This window comes from Shimia sp. R9_2 (assembly GCF_017743735.1).
In the GTDB taxonomy this organism is placed as follows: domain Bacteria; phylum Pseudomonadota; class Alphaproteobacteria; order Rhodobacterales; family Rhodobacteraceae; genus Shimia.
In genome coordinates this window covers 39,985-62,109 of sequence record NZ_JAGHRO010000011.1, presented here as the reverse complement: position 1 = coordinate 62,109, position 22,125 = coordinate 39,985, and the positions used below count along the sequence as shown (strand labels likewise).

General features: G+C 55.5%; 18 protein-coding genes. 8 read left to right on the top strand and 10 right to left on the bottom strand.

All coding sequences use genetic code 11. The annotated features are described in order from the left end of the window. Positions 1 to 34: 34 nt before the first annotated feature. From J7400_RS19355 to J7400_RS19345, 3 genes are all read left to right on the top strand, one after another. Positions 35 to 2,653 (top strand): TRAP transporter permease, encoded by a 2,619-nt coding sequence (locus tag J7400_RS19355; protein ID WP_348540215.1) that lies wholly within the window; start codon positions 35 to 37, stop codon positions 2,651 to 2,653. Beyond that, positions 2,650 to 3,075: a universal stress protein gene (locus J7400_RS19350; RefSeq protein ID WP_209065745.1), complete on the top strand. Its 426-nt coding sequence runs from the start codon at positions 2,650 to 2,652 to the stop codon at positions 3,073 to 3,075. Before J7400_RS19355 ends, J7400_RS19350 begins: the two co-directional genes overlap by 4 nt. Before the next feature lie 84 nt (positions 3,076 to 3,159). Further along, on the top strand, positions 3,160 to 4,167 hold the full coding sequence (locus J7400_RS19345; protein WP_209065744.1) for a GlxA family transcriptional regulator: 1,008 nt from the start codon (positions 3,160 to 3,162) through the stop codon (positions 4,165 to 4,167). 528 nt (positions 4,168 to 4,695) lie between these two features. Here the strand turns inward: J7400_RS19345 and J7400_RS19340 are convergent. The 8 genes from J7400_RS19340 to glyA all read right to left on the bottom strand — a co-directional run bounded on the left by J7400_RS19340 (position 4,696) and on the right by glyA (position 15,638). Further along, entirely contained in the window at positions 4,696 to 6,111 is a 1,416-nt protein-coding gene (locus J7400_RS19340) for an L-serine ammonia-lyase (RefSeq protein WP_209065743.1), read from the bottom strand. Between the two features lie 94 nt (positions 6,112 to 6,205). Next, positions 6,206 to 9,064: an aminomethyl-transferring glycine dehydrogenase gene (gene gcvP / locus J7400_RS19335; protein ID WP_209065742.1), complete on the bottom strand. Its 2,859-nt coding sequence runs from the start codon at positions 9,062 to 9,064 to the stop codon at positions 6,206 to 6,208. A gap of 10 nt (positions 9,065 to 9,074) precedes the next feature. Further along, a complete protein-coding gene (gene gcvH, locus J7400_RS19330; RefSeq protein ID WP_209065741.1) occupies positions 9,075 to 9,440 on the bottom strand; it encodes a glycine cleavage system protein GcvH in 366 nt (121 codons plus the stop codon). 17 nt (positions 9,441 to 9,457) lie between these two features. After that, positions 9,458 to 10,555 (bottom strand): glycine cleavage system aminomethyltransferase GcvT, encoded by a 1,098-nt coding sequence (gene gcvT, locus J7400_RS19325; protein ID WP_209065740.1) that lies wholly within the window; start codon positions 10,553 to 10,555, stop codon positions 9,458 to 9,460. Between the two features lie 73 nt (positions 10,556 to 10,628). Continuing rightward, positions 10,629 to 12,002 carry a sodium:alanine symporter family protein gene (locus J7400_RS19320; RefSeq protein ID WP_209065739.1) on the bottom strand — a complete coding sequence of 458 codons (1,374 nt, stop codon included), beginning with the start codon at positions 12,000 to 12,002 and terminating at the stop codon, positions 10,629 to 10,631. Positions 12,003 to 12,026: 24 nt separating this feature from the next. Then, the gene (gene lipA, locus J7400_RS19315; RefSeq protein ID WP_209065738.1) at positions 12,027 to 12,968 is read right to left on the bottom strand and encodes a lipoyl synthase; all 942 of its coding nucleotides are present in this window, start codon (positions 12,966 to 12,968) and stop codon (positions 12,027 to 12,029) included. An 11-nt stretch (positions 12,969 to 12,979) separates the two neighbouring features. Further along, positions 12,980 to 14,374 carry a dihydrolipoyl dehydrogenase gene (gene lpdA, locus J7400_RS19310; RefSeq protein WP_209065737.1) on the bottom strand — a complete coding sequence of 465 codons (1,395 nt, stop codon included), beginning with the start codon at positions 14,372 to 14,374 and terminating at the stop codon, positions 12,980 to 12,982. Between the two features lie 10 nt (positions 14,375 to 14,384). After that, positions 14,385 to 15,638, bottom strand: a complete 1,254-nt coding sequence (glyA, locus tag J7400_RS19305) for a serine hydroxymethyltransferase (RefSeq protein WP_209065736.1) — start codon at positions 15,636 to 15,638, stop codon at positions 14,385 to 14,387. Between the two features lie 143 nt (positions 15,639 to 15,781). On the opposite strand from glyA, the gene J7400_RS19300 reads away from it, so the two are divergent. Beyond that, a complete protein-coding gene (locus J7400_RS19300; protein WP_209065735.1) occupies positions 15,782 to 16,384 on the top strand; it encodes an XRE family transcriptional regulator in 603 nt (200 codons plus the stop codon). A gap of 95 nt (positions 16,385 to 16,479) precedes the next feature. Here J7400_RS19300 and J7400_RS19295 read toward each other — a convergent pair whose 3' ends face one another. Together J7400_RS19295 and J7400_RS19290 are read right to left on the bottom strand one after the other, a co-directional pair. Further along, positions 16,480 to 16,809 carry an L-rhamnose mutarotase gene (locus tag J7400_RS19295; protein ID WP_209065734.1) on the bottom strand — a complete coding sequence of 110 codons (330 nt, stop codon included), beginning with the start codon at positions 16,807 to 16,809 and terminating at the stop codon, positions 16,480 to 16,482. 34 nt (positions 16,810 to 16,843) lie between these two features. After that, complete coding sequence (locus tag J7400_RS19290) at positions 16,844 to 17,545, bottom strand: GntR family transcriptional regulator (protein ID WP_209065733.1); 702 nt, start codon at positions 17,543 to 17,545, stop codon at positions 16,844 to 16,846. A 379-nt stretch (positions 17,546 to 17,924) separates the two neighbouring features. Between J7400_RS19290 and J7400_RS19285 the strand changes: the two genes are divergently transcribed. From J7400_RS19285 to J7400_RS19270, 4 genes are read left to right on the top strand one after another with little or no spacing between them, the layout of a single operon-like run. After that, entirely contained in the window at positions 17,925 to 18,809 is an 885-nt protein-coding gene (locus J7400_RS19285; RefSeq protein WP_209065732.1) for an enolase C-terminal domain-like protein, read from the top strand. A 3-nt stretch (positions 18,810 to 18,812) separates the two neighbouring features. Then, positions 18,813 to 19,889 (top strand): ABC transporter ATP-binding protein, encoded by a 1,077-nt coding sequence (locus J7400_RS19280; RefSeq protein ID WP_209065731.1) that lies wholly within the window; start codon positions 18,813 to 18,815, stop codon positions 19,887 to 19,889. A 27-nt stretch (positions 19,890 to 19,916) separates the two neighbouring features. Further along, the gene (locus J7400_RS19275; protein WP_209065730.1) at positions 19,917 to 21,167 is read left to right on the top strand and encodes an extracellular solute-binding protein; all 1,251 of its coding nucleotides are present in this window, start codon (positions 19,917 to 19,919) and stop codon (positions 21,165 to 21,167) included. Positions 21,168 to 21,219: 52 nt separating this feature from the next. Continuing rightward, entirely contained in the window at positions 21,220 to 22,125 is a 906-nt protein-coding gene (locus J7400_RS19270) for a sugar ABC transporter permease (protein ID WP_209065729.1), read from the top strand.

Below are 22,125 nucleotides of genomic sequence, written 5' to 3'. Positions count from 1 at the left end.
CACAAAAAGAATTCCGCAAACAAGAGGGACAACCGTGACCAACGCTTCGACACAGTCAGATACATCTGCACCGACCGATCAGGTCGATCTGGAAGATATTGTTGCCGAGTCCGACACCGGAGCGCGCATGCCGCACAATTGGTTTTCGGCCAAGATCTTGTGGGTGGTTCCTCTTATTTGGTCGATCTATCAACTTTGGATCGCCTCCCCGCTTCCCTTCATCCTGGGGGTTGGCGTCTGGAACGACACACAAACCCGCGCGATCCACCTTGGTTTCGCGGTTTTTTTGGCTTTTGTGGCTTTTCCAGCCTTCCGCTCTAGCCCGCGCCATCATGTACCCGCGCTGACTTGGCTGACCGCCATAGCAGGCGCAGTCAGCGCCTCCTATCTTGCGTGGAACTATGTAGGGGTTGCGGCCAGGACCGGTATCCCAAGCACGCTTGATCTCGCCATGGCAGGCATCGGCATTGTGTTGCTGATGGAAGCCGCCCGCCGTTCTCTTGGCTTCCCACTTATGGGTGTTGCGATTTTCTTCCTTGCATATGTCTTTTTCGGCTCCTGGGACGGTCTGCCGGAAATGGTTCAGTGGAAGGGCGCGTCGTTTAATAAGGCGATGAGCCACCTGATGCTAACAACCGAAGGCGTGTTCGGCGTGGCTCTGGGGGTCTCCTCTGGCTTTGTGTTTCTGTTTGTGCTGTTTGGCGCACTTCTCAATCAAGCCGGTGCTGGCAACTATTTCCTTCAGCTGGCTTTTGCTGCGCTAGGGCACCTGCGTGGCGGCCCCGCGAAAGCGGCCGTTATCGCCTCTGCTGCCACTGGTCTGATCTCCGGTTCCGCCATCGCCAATGTGGTGACCACCGGAACATTCACGATCCCGCTGATGCGCCGTGTTGGCTTCTCGCCCGCCAAAGCAGGTGCGGTAGAGGTTTCCTCCTCGATCAACGGTGTGCTGACACCGCCGGTCATGGGCGCGGTAGCCTTCCTGATGACGGAATATGTGGGCATCTCTTATGTAGAGGTCGTGAAAACCGCCATTGTACCTGCGGCGATCTCCTACATGGCGCTCGTCTACATTGTGCACCTTGAGGCCCTGAAGATGGGCATGACCGGCACCAGCCGCATGCATCCCATCAAGTTCATGCTCGGTGCAATTTTCATTATCGCGATTTCTATCGTGATCGGTGGCGGAACTCTTTGGCTTGCCGGTCAGATCGTGACCTTCGTCGACAACCTGATTGGGCCTATGTCCACACCGGTTCTTGTGGTTGGCCTCTTGATCGCCTACGTGGCAGCTGTCCGCTATGCCGCAGCACGACCCGATCTGGAAACCGGCATCGACTCCATGCTGAATCTCCCCCCGGCTCGGACTATTCTGAAGACTGGTTTGCATTATCTGCTGCCGATCCTCCTGCTGATGTATCTGCTGATGATCGAGCGCAAATCGCCGGGCCTATCGGCCTTCTGGTCTTCAATGTTCATGCTTCTGATTTTGCTGACCCAGGATCCGCTCAAGGCCTTTTTCCGAAATCAAAACACCATCACCGCGTCTTTCTCACACGGGTTTGCACAAACCATTGAGGGCATGATCATCGGTGCACGCAACATGGTGGGCCTTGCCGCGGCGATGGGGCTTGCGGGCATCATCGTGGGGGCGGTGACGCTGACCGGTATCGGACAAGTCATGGCTGAATTTGTGGAATTCCTGTCAGGCGGCAACCTGTTGGCAATGCTGTTCTTCGTCGCTCTGATTTCGATCATTCTGGGCATGGGGCTGCCAACAACAGCAAACTACATTGTGGTTAGCTCGTTGATGGCCGGCGTGGTTGTTGAGCTGGGTGCTCAAAATGGCCTTATTGTGCCACTGGTTGCGGTACACATGTTCTGCTTCTACTTCGGCATCATGGCAGATGTGACCCCCCCGGTTGGCCTTGCGTCTTTCGCAGCTGCGGCCATTTCAAAAGGCGACCCTCTGCGCACCGGTTTCCAAGCGTTTTTCTACTCCATCCGGACCGCGCTTTTGCCATTCCTGTTCATCTTCAACACTGACTTGTTGTTGATCGACGTTGGCCCGGTCCAAGCGATAGTTGTCTTCATCACCGCGCTGATCGCCATGCTGCTCTTCGCTGCAGGTACCATGGGCTATTTCCAGACACGCTCAAAACTGTGGGAAAGCGCGGTACTGATCTTCTGTGCCTTCATCTTGTTCCGTCCGGATTTCTTCCTGAACCAGATCGCAGATGAATTCGAAGTCCGCTCACCCGCAGAACTCTACACTCTGGCAGAAGCCGCGCCCGACAATGGTACCCTTCGCGTCCGTCTTACCGGAGAAAACTTGGAAGGCGATCTGGTAGATGCGCGCTATCTGCTCCCGCTTGGCACGGCTGGTGAAAATGGTGAAACACGACTGTTGGATGGCGCGGGCATCGAGTTCCGTGACGAAGATGGCACGCTTTTGGTGGACAATCTGAACTTCGGCGGCCCGGCAGAGCAGCTCAAGATCGACTTTGATTGGGAAGTTGTTGAGATCGAAGTGGAGGCTGCGCGTCCTCCTCAAGAGATCTTCTATCTTCCTGCTCTGTTGCTGCTTGGCCTTGTGTTTGGCGTTCAGCGCCGCCGCAAAGCGAAAACCGACTCTCAAGAGGTGCCCGCATGACCCGCACAGTACTCGCCGCGATTGACCTGACCCAACCTGAGGATCAGAAAGCCGTACTTACAAAAGCACGCCAGATTGCCGATTTGGAAGGTATGCGACTGTCTGTTGTCACAGTGCTGCCTGATTTTCGCATGAGCGTCGTTGGTACCTTTTTCTCTCACGAGCATACCCGCGAAATGGCAGAAGGCAGCCGGGTGGCCCTCCATAAATTCATCGAGGAAACCGTCGGTCGCGACGCTGAAACAAAGCATGTGATCCGCATGGGTAAGACCTCTGAGGAAATCCTGATCACGGCAGAGGAGCTTGATGCACAGGTGATCGTGATGGGCGCCCATAAGCCCAATCTCAGGGACTATCTTATTGGGCCAAATGCCGCCCAAATTGCCCGCCACGCCCCTTGTTCTGTCTACATCGTGCGCTGAGCAAATTTCCTCAACGCCAGACGTAATGCAAGAATTTCAGCCATATAGCACGCGACTTAGCGACTGAGTTGTGACCGAGAGACCATGGAACGTAGAGACACAACCAACATTGGTTTCCTGGTTTTTCCGGGCTTTCCGATGGCGTGCTTGACCTCCGCCATCGAGCCGTTGCGGGCGGCAAATGAAATCTCCGATCGTGAGGCTTTCTCGTGGCGTGTACTTTCTGAAAATGGCGAGGCGGTCACCGCCAGCGCCAATGTCGTTTTTCAACCAGATTGCTCTCTACGCGATGTCGAAAACCTCGACTATCTGTTTCTCTTGTCTGACCCTGAGAGCGCATTTGCAATGCCTGCATCCGGAAACGGGCATCTGCGGTATTTGGCGCGCCACGGTGTACAAATCGGCGCGGTAAGTGGCGGTGTTTTCCCGCTTGCAGCTTCGGGCCTGCTTCTGGGACACACCTGCTCGGTGCACTGGTGCTATCGGGCTGCCTTCGAAAAGGCTTTCCCGGAAATTGCAGTCAGCGATGATGTACTGGTCCTTGATCGCCGCCGTCTGACGGCTTCTGGCGCAGCCGCCATGTTTGACCTGATGTTGGGCATGATCGAAGACACGTTGGACAGCGTTGTGATGACCGAAGTCGCCTGTTGGTTCCAGCATCCGATGGTACGCACAGAAGGCGTTGGCCAAAGCGTCCCTGCGTTTAAAACAGCGGGTGTGACAAGGGATCTGCCGCCCCCTCTGGCCAAAGCGATTGCGGTGTTCTCCGACAATCTAGAAGAGCCCGTGAGTATTGGAGATGTCGCCGAGCAGGCAGAGGTCTCCCCACGCAAACTTGAGCGTCAATTCAAGAAGTACCTTGGTCAAAGCCCACTGAACTACTATCGCATGTTGCGCATGAACGCTGCCCGACAACAGGTCTTATACTCACGTAACAGCCTGTCTGACGTAGCACTTTCCGTAGGTTACAACAGCTCTTCAACGCTCTCAAAACACTACCGGCAAGCCTTTGGTCTGTCCCCAAGCGAAGAGCGCAACCAAAAAAGCAACCGCTTCAAAATTGAACGCGGGCAGCCATTTCCGGTCGTATGAATTGCTTGGGGTAGAATCTATTGAGAATAGCCCTCCCCTAGAGAATTTCTATTTTGGTTGTCAACCAATCCGTTAGCATCTGCAAAAGACTGGCAGCATAAATGAACGCAAATGTATTGCTACGCATGTTTTACTGGAGACTGATCAATCAAGTCTTAGTGTAGCTATTTGAGCGCTAGTGCAGGCTTTTCCCGCTCACAATTAGTAAGGCGGTTTCGGGTCCCCGATGCACGCTTGCGGGTAGCACCATTTGGCAAATCCTTTAGATATCTTAGAATTTTGCTTTCGCTATATCCAACCTCCCAGAGCGCCCCAGTTCGAAGCAGCGGTTCTTGTTGTATGCTCTTTATTCTCTGTATCGGAGCTTATATTGACAGAAAACGCTGCATGATTTGACTTAAATTCTACTATAAAGTGTGTGCGAGCTACTCGTGTACCATATTGGGCTTGGACGCTAATGCTATCTTAGCAGCAGAAAAGACCTGGAAAATCTTCGGGCTACGTGACAAATACGACACCTTGGAATATTCAGCACTCCGGTAGGTTAACAGCTAAGCCACCAAGCGATGTCTCTTTGTATTTCTCTGCCATGTCGACACCGGTCTGGCGCATGGTTTCAATACAATTGTCGAGCGGCATGAAATGCGTGCCATCGCCATGCAGTGCCAGAGAAGCGGCGGAAACCGCTTTGATCGCGCCCATGCCGTTGCGCTCAATGCACGGCACCTGAACCAGCCCCATCGCGGGGTCACAGGTCATGCCAAGATGGTGTTCTAGCGCAATTTCGGCTGCATTTTCGATCTGTTCATTGGTACCACCCAATGCCGCACAGAGACCGGCAGCAGCCATGGCCGAGGCGCTGCCAACTTCGGCCTGACAGCCACATTCTGCACCGGAGATGGAGGCGTTGTGTTTGACCAAACCGCCAATGGCTGCGGCCGTGAGCAGGAACTCATCAATGCCTTCACGCGTCGCGCCGACACAATGGTCGCGATAGTAGCGAATGACGGCAGGCACGACACCCGCCGCGCCGTTGGTTGGCGAGGTGACTACCTGCCCGCCCGCAGCGTTTTCCTCGTTGACCGCCATAGCATAGACCGAAAGCCAGTCGTTGATGCTGTGCGGTTGCTGGCTGTTTGAGCCGGTTTGATTGGTCAGCCGTTGATGAATGGCACGGGCGCGGCGTTTCACATTAAGGCCACCCGGCAGAATGCCGTCCTGAGAGAGGCCACGGGCGATACAACCATCCATGACGCTCCAGACAGCGTTTAGCTGATTGCGCAATGTCTCAGGAGACATCGCGGTTTCTTCGTTTGCGCGTTTCATTTGCGCGATTGTCTTGCCGGATTTTGCCCCCATCGCCAGCATTTCTGCGGCAGAGCCAAAGGGATAGGGATATCCCGCTGCTTCCTGTTCAGCATGCAGATCAGCATCAGGCGCATCATTGGCCGAGAGCATTTCGGCCTCGGTCATGATGAAGCCACCACCGATAGAGTAATATGTTTCTGCCAAGATGGTGTTGCCTTCAGCGTCATGGGCACTGAGTTTCATTCCATTGGCGTGCAGCGGCAGCGCGGGGCCGTAGTCAAATTCCAGATCGTTCACAGGGTTAAAGCGCAGGGTACCGCAATTGGCGACATTCAGTTGATGATTCTGCATAAGCTTTGCCAGTTTTGCTCCCGCGAGATCTACATCGACTGCGTCGGGACGGAAGCCCAACAGGCCCAGAAACACGGCGCGATCCGTGGCGTGGCCCTTGCCGGTAAAAGCGAGAGACCCGTGCAGTGATCCTGTGATGTGATCGGCAGATGCTGGGTCAAATGTGCCGCCTTTACCTAAGGACAGCTTATCCAGAAAATGCACGGCGGCTTTCATCGGCCCCATGGTGTGGGAGGATGACGGTCCAATCCCGATTTTGAAGATATCAAAGACGCTGAGGAACATGCGTGCAAATCCCTGGCTAGAATACTGAGAGGAGAAGGTGGCGGCGCCTGGCGCCGGAAGGCTGCGGCCCCCGTTGAGGGCCGCAGCGCAATTATTATTCCGCCGCTTCGGCGTAGTCTTCCATTGGAGGACAGGTACAGACCAGATTGCGGTCGCCATACGCGTTGTCGACCCGGTTCACTGCTGGCCAATATTTGTCCACGCCGAGGTTGCCCGGAGGGAAACAGGCCTGATCGCGGCTGTAGGGTCGATCCCACTCACCAACCAAGTCACGCACGGTATGTGGCGCATGTTTCAGAGGATTGTTTTCGGGATCAATCTTACCGTCGATGATGTCCTGCGCCTCTGCCCGGATGGAGAGCATTGCATCACAGAAGCGATCAATCTCCGCCTTGGGCTCGGATTCCGTAGGCTCCACCATCAGCGTGCCGGCTACTGGCCAGGACATGGTAGGGGCGTGGAAACCGCTGTCGATCAGACGCTTGGCCACATCATCTACGGTCACATGCGCTTCATCGTTGAGAGGACGGGTGTCCAGGATGCACTCATGTGCCACACGACCGGTTTCGGAGGTGTAGAGGATTGGATAGGCGTCTTTCAGACGGGCGGCGATGTAGTTCGCGCTCAAGATCGCGATTTTGGTCGCCTGTGTCAGACCTTCGCCACCCATCAACAGGATATAGGCCCAGCTGACCGGCAGGATAGACGGGGAGCCAAATGGCGCTGCTGAGACCGGACCAAGTGCCGACCCGTACTCCGGGTGACCTGGAAGGTGCTCTTCGAGATGGGCTTTGACACCGATCGGGCCCATGCCGGGGCCGCCACCGCCATGCGGAATGCAGAAGGTCTTGTGCAGGTTGAGGTGGCTCACGTCGCCGCCGATGTCGCCCGGGCGGGACAGGCCCACCATCGCGTTCATGTTTGCGCCGTCGATGTAGACCTGACCGCCGTGATCATGGGTGATCTGGCAGACCTCCTGCACAGTGGTTTCAAATACACCGTGGGTGGATGGGTAGGTGATCATACAGCCTGCGAGATTGTCAGAGTGTTTCTCAGCCTTCTCACGGAAGTCCGCCACGTCGATGTTGCCGTTCTCATCCGCTTTGATGGGAACCACTTTCCAGCCCACCATCTGAGCGGACGCCGGGTTGGTGCCATGCGCAGAAGTTGGGATCAGGCAGACATTGCGGTGACCTTCACCACGGGAGATGTGGTAGTTACGAATGGTCAGAAGACCTGCGTATTCCCCCTGTGCACCCGAGTTTGGTTGCTGCGAAATCGCGTCATAACCGGTGATCTGGCAGAGCTTGTCATTCAGATCGTCGATCATTTCGAGATAGCCCTGCGCCTGATCTTCGGGAACGAAGGGGTGCAGGTTACCAAATTCCGGCCAGGTCACCGGGATCATCTCGATGGTTGCGTTGAGCTTCATCGTACAGGAGCCGAGCGGGATCATCGCGCGGTCGAGCGCCAGATCGCGGTCCGCCAGACGGCGCATGTAGCGGGTCATTTCCGCCTCTGCACGGTTCTGGTGGAAGATCGGGTGAGCCAGATACTCAGTCTCGCGCAGCGCGTAGTCAGGCAGACGATACTCAACATTGTTGCTGTCATCTTTGCGATCAATGCCGAAAGCACCCCAAACCGCCTCGATGGTTTCCGGGCGGGTCTGTTCGTCAAGCGAGATGCCAACTTTGGTTTCGCCGACCTTGCGCAGGTTGATGCCACGCTGCACAGCCGCGTCCATGACGGTTTTCTGCAGGTGACCCACTTCGACGGTGATGGTGTCAAAGAAGACCTCAGGCTCCACCTTGAAACCTGCCTCTTCGAGGCCGGTCGCCATGCGGGAGGTTTTGCGGTGGACCGACTGCGCAATGGCTTTGATGCCTTCTGGGCCGTGATAGACCGCATACATGGAGGCGATCACCGCGAGAAGCGCCTGTGCGGTACAGACATTGGAATTCGCCTTTTCGCGACGGATGTGCTGTTCGCGGGTCTGGAGCGCAAGGCGGTAAGCCTTGTTGCCGCGTGCGTCGATGGACACACCGATGATGCGGCCCGGCATGGAACGCTTCAGCTTGTCGGTGGTGGCCATGTAGGCAGCGTGTGGTCCGCCGTAGCCCATCGGCACACCGAAGCGCTGGGTGGAACCAATCGCGATGTCAGCCCCCATTTCACCCGGTGATTTCAGCAGGGCCAAAGACAGAATATCTGCCGCCACGACCGCCACGCCTTTTTGCTCGTGCAGGGCCGCGATCTGATCGGTGAAATCGCGCACGTGACCGTTGCTGCCGGGATACTGGAAGATCGCGCCAAAAACCGCGCCGGCATCAAGGCTGTCCACATCGCCAACCTGTACATCAATGTCGAGCGGTTCCGCGCGGGTCTTGATTACGGCGATTGTCTGCGGGTGGCAGTGTTGATCGACAAAGAAGGCCGCTTTGTTGGACTTGGAACGCGCACCACGGTGGGCCATCGCCATGGCTTCTGCTGCTGCGGTTGCTTCATCAAGCAAAGAGGCGTTGGCCACTTCGAGGCCGGTCATGTCGCTGACCATGGTCTGGAAGTTCAGCAGCGCTTCGAGGCGTCCCTGAGAGATCTCAGGCTGATAAGGCGTGTAAGCCGTGTACCAAGCAGGGTTTTCCAGAATGTTGCGCAGGATCGGCGCAGGCGTGGTGGTGCCGTAGTAACCCTGACCGATAAGGGAGGTCAGAACCTTGTTCTTATCCGCAACCTGACGCATGTGGAACAGCGCATCCCGCTCGGACATGCCGGGCTGGCCCCAATCGAGAGGCTCTTTCTGCCGGATGGCAGGGGGCACGGTTGCGTCGATCAGATCATCAAGAGAGCCAAAACCGACGGTTTTGAGCATCTCTTCGATTTCTGACGGCGAAGGACCGATATGACGCCGGTTGGCAAAGTCATATGGGTCGTACTTTGTCAGTTCAAATGCCATTTCGGTCTCCTCAGCCGATAAGAGCTTTGTAGGCGTCAAGATCCATCAGGTCTTCGAGCTGTGCCGCGTCAGAGACCTTAACCTTGTAGATCCAAGCATCGCCTTCCGGGCTTTCGTTCAGCGCGCCTGGGTTTTCTTCGAGTGTGCCATTCACTTCGGTCACTTCGCAGTCAATCGGCGCATAGATTTCAGAAGCGGCTTTCACGGATTCGATCACACCGATTTCGTCGCCTTTTTCGAATTCTTCGCCTGTCTCACGCTGTTCAACGAAGACAATCTCACCCAGCTGTTCAGCCGCGTGTGCAGTGATACCGATGGTCGCAACGTCACCGTCAACGGTGATCCACTCGTGATCTTCAGAATAATAAGTGGTCATATCAAGGCTCTCCCAAATTAGCGTTTGTAGTTTTGCTGTACGAAAGGCAGCGCAACAATCTCTGCAGGCTGTGCCTTTCCACGGATGATGAGATTCACTTTCTCACCTGGCGTTCCGTGCCCTTTGGACACGTATCCCATGGCAACCGGGCCACCTACGGTGGGGCCGAAGCTCCCAGAGGTGATCTGGCCAATTGTAATGCCCTCGGTGCATTGCACCTCAACGCCCTGACGCGCAGGGGCGCGGCCAGTCGGCTTGATGCCAACAAGCGTACGCGCGGCGCCTTCGGCGAGTTCTTTCTGCACGCGCGTAGCGCCCGGGAAGCCGCCCTCTTCTTTGCGGCGTTTCTGAATGGCCCAGCCGAGGCTCGCTTCAATCGGCGAAGTACTCTGGTCGATGTCATTGCCATAGAGGCAGAGACCGGCCTCCAAACGCAGGCTGTCACGTGCACCCAGACCTGCGGGTTCAAGATCTTCATGCGCCAGAAGGGCACGGCACACATCAATGGCGTCGCCTTCGGGAATGGAAATCTCGTAACCGTCTTCGCCTGTGTAACCCAGACGGGAAATGCGGCACTCGACGCCATTGATTTCGGCCAAGGTGGTTTCCATGAACTTCAGTTCACGCGCCGGTGGGCAAAGCGCTCCGACGACATCTTCGGCCTTTGGGCCCTGGACCGCGACAAGTGCACGATCAAAAATCTCTGTGACCTCGACGCCTTCGAGGTTGGCTTCCATGTGTGGGATGTCCTGATGGCGCAGCGCGGCGTTGACCACGACAAAGAAGTGGTCACCCGCATTGGCAACGATCAGGTCATCCATAATGCCGCCGTCTTCGTTCGTGAAGAAACCGTAGCGTGCTTTGCCTTCTTTCAGCGTAGCGTAAGCCTGTGGGCCGATTGTCTCCAACTTTTCGCCGACATTTTCGCCACGCAGGATCACCTGCCCCATGTGGCTAACGTCAAACAGCGCGGCCTTTTCACGGCACTGATTGTGCTCTCCCATGATGCCCAGGGGATAGTTGACTGGCATTTCCCAGCCAGCGAAGTCGACCATTTTGCCGCCCAGTTCAACATGCAGATCGTAGAGCGGTGTGCGTTTCGGTGCCTCTGACATTGAAACTCTCCTGGATAAACTTTGGATATTTGTGCCCCGGAGCTGAGCAAGCCCAGCCCCGGGACGTTTTTGGTTACTCGGCTGGGTTGCCACCGGGCTCTTCGGTCTGACCGTTTGAGGCAAAGAACTCTTTGGTCACTTTGAAGACAACCGGGCTCAGCAGGGCCAGCGCGATGAGGTTTGGCAGGGCCATCAGCGCGTTCAGCGTATCCGCAAGCAGCCAGATGAAGCCGAGGTCCGCAGTCGCACCGAAGTAGATCGCTGCGATCCACAGCAGGCGGTATGGCAACAGCGCTTTTGTGCCTGCAAGGAAGCCCACACATTTCTCACCATAGTAGGACCAGCCCAGAATGGTTGTGAATGCGAAGATCGACAGGGACACAGCGATCAGATAGCCGCCAAAGCCCGGCAAGGAGGTCTCAAACGCCAGAGATGTCAGCGCTGCGCCGGATTCACCGGATGTCCATGCACCAGACGCGATGATCGCCAGACCGGTGATCGAGCACACGATGATGGTGTCGATGAAAGTGCCCAGCATCGCGATCAGACCCTGGTTTACCGGACCTTTGGTGTTGGCTGCTGCGTGTGCGATTGGCGCGGAACCCAGACCCGCTTCGTTGGAGAAGACACCGCGTGCCACACCGAAGCGGATCGCGGCCCAAACTGCCGCCCCTGCAAAACCGCCTTCTGCAGCGGATGGGGTGAACGCATGGGTGAAGACCAGCGAAAGAGCGTTGCCGATTTCACCGATGTTGATCAGCAGGACAATCAGACCGAAGAAGATGTAGCTGACAGCCATGAATGGCACCAGTTTACCAGCAACAGCACCAATACGGGTGATACCGCCGAGGATCACGGCGCCGGTCAGGCCCATCAGAACAATGCCGGTCAGCGACGTGTTCAGGCCAAAGTTGGTTTCCAGAACTTGTGCCACGCCGTTTGCCTGAACACCGTTGCCGATGCCGAAGGCAGCAATCGCACCGAAGATGGCAAACACTACGCCGAGCCACGCCCAGTTCGCGCCAAGACCGTTTTTGATGTAATACATCGGGCCGCCGACATAGTTGCCTTGGTCGTCTTTTTCGCGAAACTTAACGGCACAAACCGCTTCGGAATATTTGGTGGCCATACCCACAAGGGCGGTCATCCACATCCAGAAAAGTGCGCCAGGTCCGCCGAGGAAAACCGCAGTGGCCACGCCAGCGATGTTCCCGGTCCCGATGGTGGCAGACAGGGCAGTCATGAGGGCGTTGAAAGGTGAAATCTGTCCTTCGCCGACGCTTTCGCGGCCTTGGAACATGAGTTTGAACCCGCGACCCAAATTGCGAATTGGCATGAATTTCAGGCCAATTTGCAAGAATAGGCCGACGCCCAAAATGATGACAAGCATCGGAGGCCCCCAAGCCCATCCGTTGATTGTCCCCACGAGTGATTGTAACGCTTCCATGGTTTCCTCCCTTTAGCGTTGGTGTTAACTGCGTTGCGCGAGCCGCTCCCTGCGCGCGTTCTGCAGTGTCTTGAAGTCCGCATCAGCGTGAAATGACGACCGTGTCAGGGGCGTCGCCGATACGTGCAAAAATCCTTTGGCCCGAGCGATGGTTTCCAGCTGCTCGAACTCTTCTGGTGTCCAGAAACGGTCAATTGGGTGATGTTTGGCGGTTGGCTGGAGGTATTGGCCGACCGTCAGGAAATCCACTTGTGCTGCGCGCAGATCATCCATGACCTGTCGCACTTCCTGCATGGTTTCGCCCAATCCCACCATGAGGCCGGATTTGGTAAAAACCTGTGGGTCCGCGCGCTTGGCGTCATCCAACAGTCGCAGTGACTGATAGTAGCGCGCACCGGGGCGCACGGTTGGATAGAGCCGAGGGACGGTTTCCAGATTGTGGTTGAACACATCAAGTCCTGCGCCAAACACCACATCCGCCGCAGCGCCTTTGCCCAAAAAGTCAGGGGTCAGAACTTCGACCGTTGTGTTCGGATTCTGATGACGCACAGCCCGCACGGTCTGAGCGATGTGCTCTGCCCCCCCATCGGCCAGATCATCACGGTCCACACTGGTGATCACAACGTGGCGCAAACCCAGCTTCTTGACTGCGGCTGCAACACGGCCTGGCTCAAAAACGTCCAGGGCATCCGGGCGGCCCGTGGCCACGTTGCAGAAGGAACAGCCGCGTGTGCAGATCTCGCCCATGATCATCATCGTGGCGTGACGCTTGGACCAGCATTCGCCGATGTTTGGGCAAGCCGCTTCTTCGCAAACGGTGGTCAGCGCATGATCGCGCATGAGACGGCGGGTTTCGTAATACTCCTCCGACTCAACCTTTTTCTTGCGAATCCACTTGGGCTTGCGCGGGATCGCGCTGTCCACTTTCTTGGCTTTTTCAGGATGGCGTAGACGTGGAACGTTCATGGCATCTTCCCTTAGGCGTGAATGGCGCGACCCAGCGCATCAAGACAGGCTTCTTTGACGGCTTCGGCCATGGCGGGGTGTGTGTGACAGGTTTGCGTGATCTCTGTGATGGTCGCGCCTTTGGTCATCGCCAGCACCAGCTCGGCAATCAGGTCGCCACCATGTGCCCCGCAGATGTGCGCCCCCAAAAGCGTGCCATCCGGTGCAGCCAAGACCTTTACGGCGCCGTCTGTCTCTCCGCTGGAGCGCGCACGGCTGTTTGCCATGAAGGCGAATTTTCCGCTAATGTAGTCCGTTCCGGCGTCTTTGAGCGCCTCTTCAGTGGCACCAACAGAGGCAACTTCCGGATCCGTGTATACCACACCGGGGACTTTCCCGTAATCGACGTGCCCTGACAGGCCGGCCAATGTCTCAACACATGCCACACCATCTTCTTCGGCTTTATGCGCCAGCATAGGACCAGGTACACAGTCGCCGATTGCATAGATGCCCGGAACCGAAGTTTGGAAATCCGCACCCACTTCGATGAAGTCACGGCTGTCTTGAGTGATGCCCAGGGCTTCCAGCCCAAGACCGCGTGTCACCGGCCGGCGGCCAATCGCAACCAGCACTTTGTCGGCTTCCAAAGCTTCCTGTTTGTCTTTGCCGACACGTTCCAGCGACAGTGCAAGCCCTGCATCGGTTTTCTCGATGCCCGTCAGCTTGCGTCCCAGCTGAAACTTGAGCCCACGCTTGGACAAGGCGCGTTGTGCCAGTTTGGCGATCTCACCATCGATACCGGGAAGAATACGATCCAGATATTCAACCACGGTCACTTTGGAGCCCAGACGCGACCAGACTTGGCCAAGCTCAAGTCCGATCACGCCTGCGCCAATCACAACCAGATGTTCAGGCACAGATCCCAGAGAGAGAGCACCTGTCGAGCTGAGGATCTGCTCCTCATCAATCTCAACGCCTGGGAGGGAGGTTGGCTCTGAACCGGTTGCAATCAATATGTTCTTGGCAGAGAGGGTTTGCGTGCCTTCGTCTGACGACACGCTGACCTGACCCGCCGCAGGAATGGAGGCCCATCCTTCAATCAGCTCGACCCCGTTCTTTTTGAACAGAAAGCCAATCCCTTTGGTCAGATCTCCGACGATCTTGTCCTTGCGCGCCATCATGGCACCCAGATCAAGTGTGGCCTCCCCGACAGACACCCCATGTGTGGAGAGATGCGAGAGCTCGGCATATTTACCTGAAGAGGTCAGCAACGCCTTTGACGGAATGCATCCCACATTCAGGCACGTGCCGCCAAGCGCGCCGCGTCCCTCCACACAGGCGACGCGCATCCCCAGCTGCGCCGCGCGGATCGCGGCAACATAGCCCCCCGGGCCGCCGCCTATGACAACAAGATCGAAGTCAGACATCACGCCGCCCTCAGTAGATTGGGAAGGCTGCGCAAAGCTCAGAGACTTTGGCGCGTGTTGCGGCCTCAACCTCTGCATCGCCCTCTGGTTTTTTCGCCAGAGCGTCCAGCACATCGCTGATCAAGTTGCCAATGGTTACAAATTCTTCCGGGCCAAACCCGCGTGAACAACCTGCTGCCGTGCCGAGGCGAATGCCGCTGGTCACGGTAGGCTTTTCAGGATCCCCCGGAACGCCATTTTTGTTGCAGGTGAAACCCGCGCGCTCCAGCGCAACTTCAGCCGCGTTGCCCTTCACCCCGATGGGACGGAGATCGACAAGCATCAGGTGGTTCTGGGTGCCGCCGGACACGATATCGCAGCCTCGTTCAATCATCACCTTTGCCAGCGCATCGGCGCTGTCGACAACGCGCTGCATGTAGTCTTTGAACTCCGGCTTGAGTGCTTCGCCAAATGCGACGGCTTTGGCAGCAATCACATGCATCAGCGGGCCACCTTGCAGACCCGGGAAAACCGCAGAGTTGATTTTCTTGGCGATGGCTTCGTCGTTTGTCAGAATGATACCGCCACGTGGTCCGCGCAGCGTTTTGTGCGTGGTGGATGTGACAACATGGGCGTGTTCGATTGGTGACGGATGCAGACCCGTTGCCACCAACCCGGCGATATGCGCCATATCGACCAGCAAGTAAGCACCAACTTCATCGGCGATTTTGCGGAAGGCGGCAAAGTCGATGATCTGGGAGAATGCGGATGCGCCGGCAATGATCATCTGCGGCTTATGCTCTCGCGCCAGTGCAGCAACCTGATCCATATCGATGGTGCCATGATCATTCAGACCATAAGCAACAGCATTGAACCACTTACCGGACATTGCCGGACGCGCACCATGGGTCAGATGGCCACCTGCATCCAATGACATGCCAAGAATCGTGTCACCGGGTTTGAGTAGAGCGAGTTTGACTGCGCCGTTGGCCTGTGCCCCGGAATGCGGCTGAACATTTGCGAAACCACAGCCAAACAATTGCTTCAGACGCGCGATGGCTTCGGCTTCGACCTCATCGACATATTCGCAACCGCCATAGTAGCGGCGACCGTGATAGCCTTCGGCATATTTATTGGTTAGCAGCGAGCCCTGCGCGTCAATCACCGCTTTGGAGACAATGTTCTCCGAGGCAATCAGCTCAATCTGTCCAGCTTGGCGGTCGGCCTCCTGCGCAATCGAAGCAGCAATAAGCGGGTCAGCGTCACTCAGCGAAGTTTTGAACATGATTTCCTCCAACAGTCACGCCCACGATAGGGAATTAAGTTTCCTATAGGGGAATTTAGTATCTTATTGCAATCCTTTCCCTTTTTAGATTCATTGCTGACCCCCTAGGGAAGTGGTAACGTTCAGAAAAATGAGGATATTTTATGGACGACGAATTTCGTCACGACGCCTCGGGCATCGAAGATGCAGAGGATGTTGCTGCTCTTGGACGTTCGATTCGTGAGGCACGACGGGCAAAAGGATGGACCTTAGAGGAAACTTGCCGTGCGGCGGGGATCGGTCGTTCGACGCTTTCAAAGATCGAAAACAACCAAACACGCCCGAGTTTTGACATCGTTAGGAGGCTGACACAGGCACTGGACATGAACCCGCCGCAACTGTTTGTGCAGTCCGGGCAGACAGGGATTTCAGGTCGCCGCGACTTTACCCCATCCGGTCAGGGCGAACGGCGGGAAACCTCTACTTATTCCCATGAGCTTCTCTGCACCGAACTCTCGAGCAAACGGATGCTGCCATACATTGCGACGATCAAAGCGCGCGATGTGTCTGAGTTTGAAACCTGGATCCGTCACTCCGGTGAGGAATTCATGTATGTCATCAGCGGCGAGCTTACGTTTCTGTCAGAGCATTATCGCCCCTTGGCGATGAAGGCCGGCGACTCCATCTACTACGACAGCGCGATGGGTCATGGGTGCGTTTCGACCAGCGATGAAGATGCTCAGGTTTTGTGGGTTTCTATGGAGTAATTGCGCTTGGCCCAGACTTCCAAAATGCCTCACTCTGTTTCAGCCGTGAGAGATGAGGAACGACCATCTCGTACGGTGCTAAGCATTCAAGTCTCTTACGAGTGATAAAAGACCTCTTTCATCATCGCCCAGTGCTCACTTTCCGCCCGACCAGGAAGAGGTCTTTGACATTCATCGGTCAGCGCCCACCACTCTTGCGTTTTCAGATCGGCAGCAACAAGAGCCATGTCTTTTTCCAGGTCACTTCCATGATATTCCCAATACCCGAACAAAAGACATTCAGCCTCGTGCAAGAAGATCGAAAAGTTACGGAAATTGCCTTCAGTCATTTTGGCCAGCACTTGAGGCCAAGCCTGTGCATGTAGGTCCCTATAGGTCGAGATTTTCTCCGGCTTGATGCCAATCACCATCCCCATTCGCTGCATATGCTGACCTCTTGCATCCGCAAAATTGCCTAGGCTAGTAAGACACCACTGCTCGGTAGATAGACGCCTCAAAGTGCCTGCGTAAACTCTGGGCTGCTCCATCGTGGTCTTTCTTTTCAACCTGTTCGAAGATCGCCAGATGTTCATTCGCAGCACTCAGCAAATTGCGTACATAGGCGGCATTTTTCTGCATTGAGCGCACCATGCGAATGTTCTGTTGCAGCCGATTGTGGGTCGCCAGCATGGACTTGTTGTTAAGTGCCTCGACAAAACTTGAATGAACAAATTGATCCAGAGCCACAAAAGCAGCGACGTTTGTCATGTTGTCCGGTTCCCGCTCCAAGCAATCGATTAACATCAAATGGCGATCCCGCACAGCTTTCAGCCAGTCGTCATTCACGCTTGCAGCAAAAGATCGAAGTGCTTCCTCTTCAATGAGGATCCGGAACTGATAGTTTTCGCGAACAAATGACAATTCGGGGTTTAGAATGGTCACACCTGCGCGCTGCTTCACTTCGATCAGGCCGTATTCCTCCAGCAAAACCAATGTCTCTCGCAGTGGTGTCAGCGACAAACCAAGTAAATCACATAGCTGTGCCTGAGTTAATGTCGTGCCCGGTGGCAATTGGCCCGTCCCGACGGCCTGAATGAACTTTTCAAATCCCGCATTCCAATGCTTTGGCAGTTCTTCAAGCGTTTCAGGGATGTAAACCTGATCCAAAACCATCTCCGTCATGCGCTGCTTTTCCGATCAATTTTTTGCTTCTTTTAGCACTGACACCAGGCTCCTGAAAACCCCAGGGAGAATTTTTGAGCCAAAAAATATTCTTTACAGGCTTTAAAATATTTTTAAGGTGGCAAAAAAGAGGATTAAAATGAAGATAGCCAAATTCACATGTTGGGTTCATGAGGCACCACGTGCGCCACAAATCATATGGCGTTTTGGTTTGCCAACGTCGCACGGCGGCTTACCTGACGGCGAAGGTCCTAGGCTGGCGTCTATCCTCATGGAGACAGAGTGCGGTCGATCCGGTTTTGTCACTGTCGAAATGGGGGACGCGGTGTTCGACGTCGTCAGGCGCCGTTTCGCGCATTTTATCGGTGACAACCCTCTGATGACCGAGCGCATGTGGACCCGCGTTTGGGAAGTCGACCGCATGGAAGAGTTCCACCAGCGCCAACTTGGCATCCTCGATATGCTGTGCTGGGATCTCAAATCCAAAGTGGCTGAGATGCCCCTTCATGTGATGCTAGGAGGCTCCAGAACGTCTATCCCGGCCTATGCCTCCACAGCGACCTGGAAAGATCTGGCGACCTATGAGCGCAACATCAAAGCCTGCCGAGATGTCGGCTTTGGGGCATACAAACTGCATGCTTGGGGGCTGGTGAAAGAAGACATCGAATTGATCCGCGCCCTACGCAAATGGGTTGGGCCTGACGCGCCGCTTATGTTTGATGGGTCAGCAGGCTGGGACTACGCCGATGCGCTGACCGTCGGCAAGGCCCTGCAGGACGAAGGGTACATGTGGTACGAAGAGCCGATGCGTGAATTCCACCTCGGGTCCTACGCCAAGCTCGCGGACAAGCTTGATATACCCATTCTGGCAGCAGAAACGTCTGACGGCGTACACTGGAACGCGGCAAGCTGGATTGAGGCTGGGGCGCTCGATATGACGCGTGTGAGCTTCCACTTCAAAGGTGGCTTCACGGGCTCGATGAAGATCGCGCAACTGTCCGATAGCTTCGGTATGCGCGCACAGGTACATGGCATGGGGCTGGAAAACGCGCAGCTGTGCGGAGCCATCGAAAACAATGATTTTTATGAACAGATCATCTTCGACGAAGACCACATTCACACCCTCAACGACATGGGGGCGATCTCCATCATTGATGGACAATTAAACATCTCTCAGGAGCCGGGTATTGGGCATCGCTTTGATCGGGAAAAACTGGATGCGACCGCTTTGTCCAAAACTGTCGTAGATCAGCGGCGGGACTAATCCATGTCCAAGGTTCTGCTTCGCAATATTCGCAAGTCTTTCGGCGCACTTGAGGTCATTGCTGGTGTTGATCTCGACATTGAGCCAGGAGAATTTGTGGTCTTTGTCGGGCCATCAGGCTCTGGTAAATCGACGATGTTGCGCATTCTTGCCGGGCTTGAAGATGCCACTGCGGGTCAGATCCAGATTGGTGATCATGACGTAACCTACGCTTCACCCGCTGAGCGCGGCATCGCCATGGTGTTTCAGTCTTACGCGCTGTACCCGCACAAATCTGTCTTTGAGAACATTGCCTTCAATCTGCGTCTGAATAAGGTTTCAAAAGCGGAGGTGGACAGTCGTGTCCACGAAGCGGCGCGTATTCTGCGCCTTACCGAACTGCTGGAGCGCAAACCCAGCCAACTGTCGGGAGGTCAGCGCCAACGCGTTGCCATCGGCCGCGCGATTGTGCGCAATCCCGAGGTGTTTCTGTTTGATGAACCATTGTCAAATCTGGATGCTGCGTTGCGCGTTGAAATGCGATTTGAGATCGAAAAACTGCACCGCAATGTCGGCGCTACAATGGTCTACGTGACCCATGATCAGGTCGAAGCAATGACACTGGCTGACCGCATCGTCGCATTTGACGGTGGCAGAATTCAGCAAATTGGCACCCCTCTGGAGCTCTACAATCACCCAAACAATCTCTTCGTCGCAGGATTTATAGGCTCGCCCAAAATGAATTTCATCGCGGCGACTGCGGCTGGCTCGAACTTGGTTCAGATTGAACTGGCAGAGCAAAAATCCGTTGCTCTGAACCAGTGCGACCTGACGGGACAGTCGGATCTGACGCTCGGCATTCGCCCCGAAGCCGTGCAGATCGGAACCGAGCAAACTGACGCTTTGAATTTCAGAGGGGAAATCGTCTCACTAGAACAGCTCGGCCACGTAAGTTACGCCCATATCGACTATGGCAGCGAAACACCTCTGGTCGTGCAATTACCAGCCTCAGCCAGCGAAAAACGGGGCGATATCGTACCCGTCTCAATCGCCCCTGACGACTTCCACGTCTTTGATGGCACAGGCCAATCCATCCGATAATCCGGTCACTAAGGGAGGAGACCCAAGATGAAGAAACGGATACTTCTGACAACCGTCGCCGCAGCGCTTGCAGCGGGCAGTGCAACGGCAGATCCGGTGAAGTTGACTGTATGGTCAGACACAGCGCGCATAGAGCCTTTCAAAGCGTTCGATGCCGCCCATGACAACATTGAGCTCGATATTGTTACGGTCGCCCCGCCGGACCAGACTGCAAAATTGCAACTTGCGATGCGCTCAGGGGACGATGTGCCCGATGTGATCTTCATGGCAGAGCTACAGCAGATTGCGCAATTGTCCACCCGCCGTTCAAACTATCTGATGGATCTCAGCGACAAGGTAGACGCCACCGTCGTTGACAGCTTCCTGCCAAGCTCACTCTCGCCATGCGAAACCGGAGACGGACGCCTCCTGTGCTTGCGCAACGATCTGGCCCATTTCATCACTTGGTACAACAAACCGAAGTTTGATGAACTGGGACTGGCGGTCCCGGCAACTTGGGAAGAGTTTGAAAAAATTGGGGAGGTGGCTGCACAAAACGGGATGATCGTCGGTACAGGTACGCAACCGACACCGGTGATGAATATGCTGATTGCGGGCGGTTGTGAGCCTGGGTTCCTGGTGGAAGGATCCACCGATACGATCAAAATCGATATGGCGAATGACGGTTGCGTTGCAGCCGCAGGCATGGTGGACCGGATGCGCGCGAATGGCGCCCTGAGCCCTCACGGCCCGTTTGAGCCGTCCTTTGTGACCGACGTCAAAGACGGCAAGCTGTTGATGTTTAACGGCCCGACATGGTTTGGTGAACACGTAATGCGACCTCTCTATGAGCTGGATGGCGGCATCGTTGCAGCCTCTGAATCTCTGAAGTTTCAGGATCAGGAGCAACCTGTCGCTTGGAGCTGGGGTGGCGGTGTTTTTGGCGGTTACCACAAATCCGAGCACCCCGATGAGGTAGTGCAACTCATTGAGTGGATGACCACAGACACCGGCCTGCAGGGCAAAGCAACCACTATGCCTGCCCATGCGGACAGTTCCGCGGTTTGGAAAGATCGCGTCGCCAGCGATCCTTGGTATGCCGCAACAGATGTCTACGACAAAATGGAAGCTTCAGCACCTTACGGACATCCTTCATATGCCGGATACCGCTTTGATATCATGGCAGCCTTTGCCAAGATCGACGGAGCATCTGACGACAGCATCGTGGACAAGCTGGCAGACTATGCAGCTGAAATAGAAAACTCCGCCAAAGTTGCCGGGTATAAGATCGCAAACTAACCCTGTTCGGAGGCGGCACACGCCGCCTCCCCTTGCTCGCTCACAGGCATCCATGACACAAATCTCAGCGCCCAATTCAGACCCTAAAAAACGCCGCCGGCAGGATCGCTGGTTCATCATCGCGATGATGGCACCCTATCTGGCATTGCTTGGCTTCTTCGGGATTGCGCCGGTTGTCTATGCGATCGGTCTCAGCTTCATGGACACAATCGACTGGGTGTTCTGGGGCTTCACAAATTACGAATTTGTTCTCAATGACTTCCGCCTGATTGAAGCCATTCAGAATGTGTTCACCTATGTCGCCATCTGGCTAACCATGATGGTTGTCGGCATAGCGGGTCTGTCGTTGATGCTGGACGCCCTGCCGGATCGCACGGCGTCTGTACTGCGAACCTCGTTCTTTTTACCTGGCGCGATAACATCATCCGCTATCGTGATCCTCTGGCTCTTTCTTCTGGACCCCGCCGTGAGCCCCTATGGCGCTTTGTTTGAAGCGCTTGGATGGGAGAACCGCCGTCAAGTCGTGTCACATTTCGGCTACCCTGTCGTCTTTGCCTTGATGGCCTATCTCGCCTATTCCGGCGGCTGGATCGTGGTTATTGGCGGCGCGCTTAAAGGCATTTCAAAAGAAGTGGTTGAGGCCGCCCATGTGGATGGGGCCAACCAGTTCCAGATTGCAACGCGGGTCAAATTGCCGATGGTCTGGCGTTCCCTTGCGCTGATGGCCATCCTGTCTTTTGCAAACGGTATCCAGATGTTTGTGGAACCCCAGCTTATGTCGCTGGCAGGATCGACCTATTCACGCCCTGACTGGTCAGTAAACCAGTTGGCGTTCCAATATGCGTTTAACTTGGGTGATTTTGGCGCGTCCGCCGCGATGAGCACCATGCTCCTCGGGGTCGCGATCTTCATCTCTCTCTGCGTTGTCTTTGGCACGCGGTTTTACAAAATGGATTGA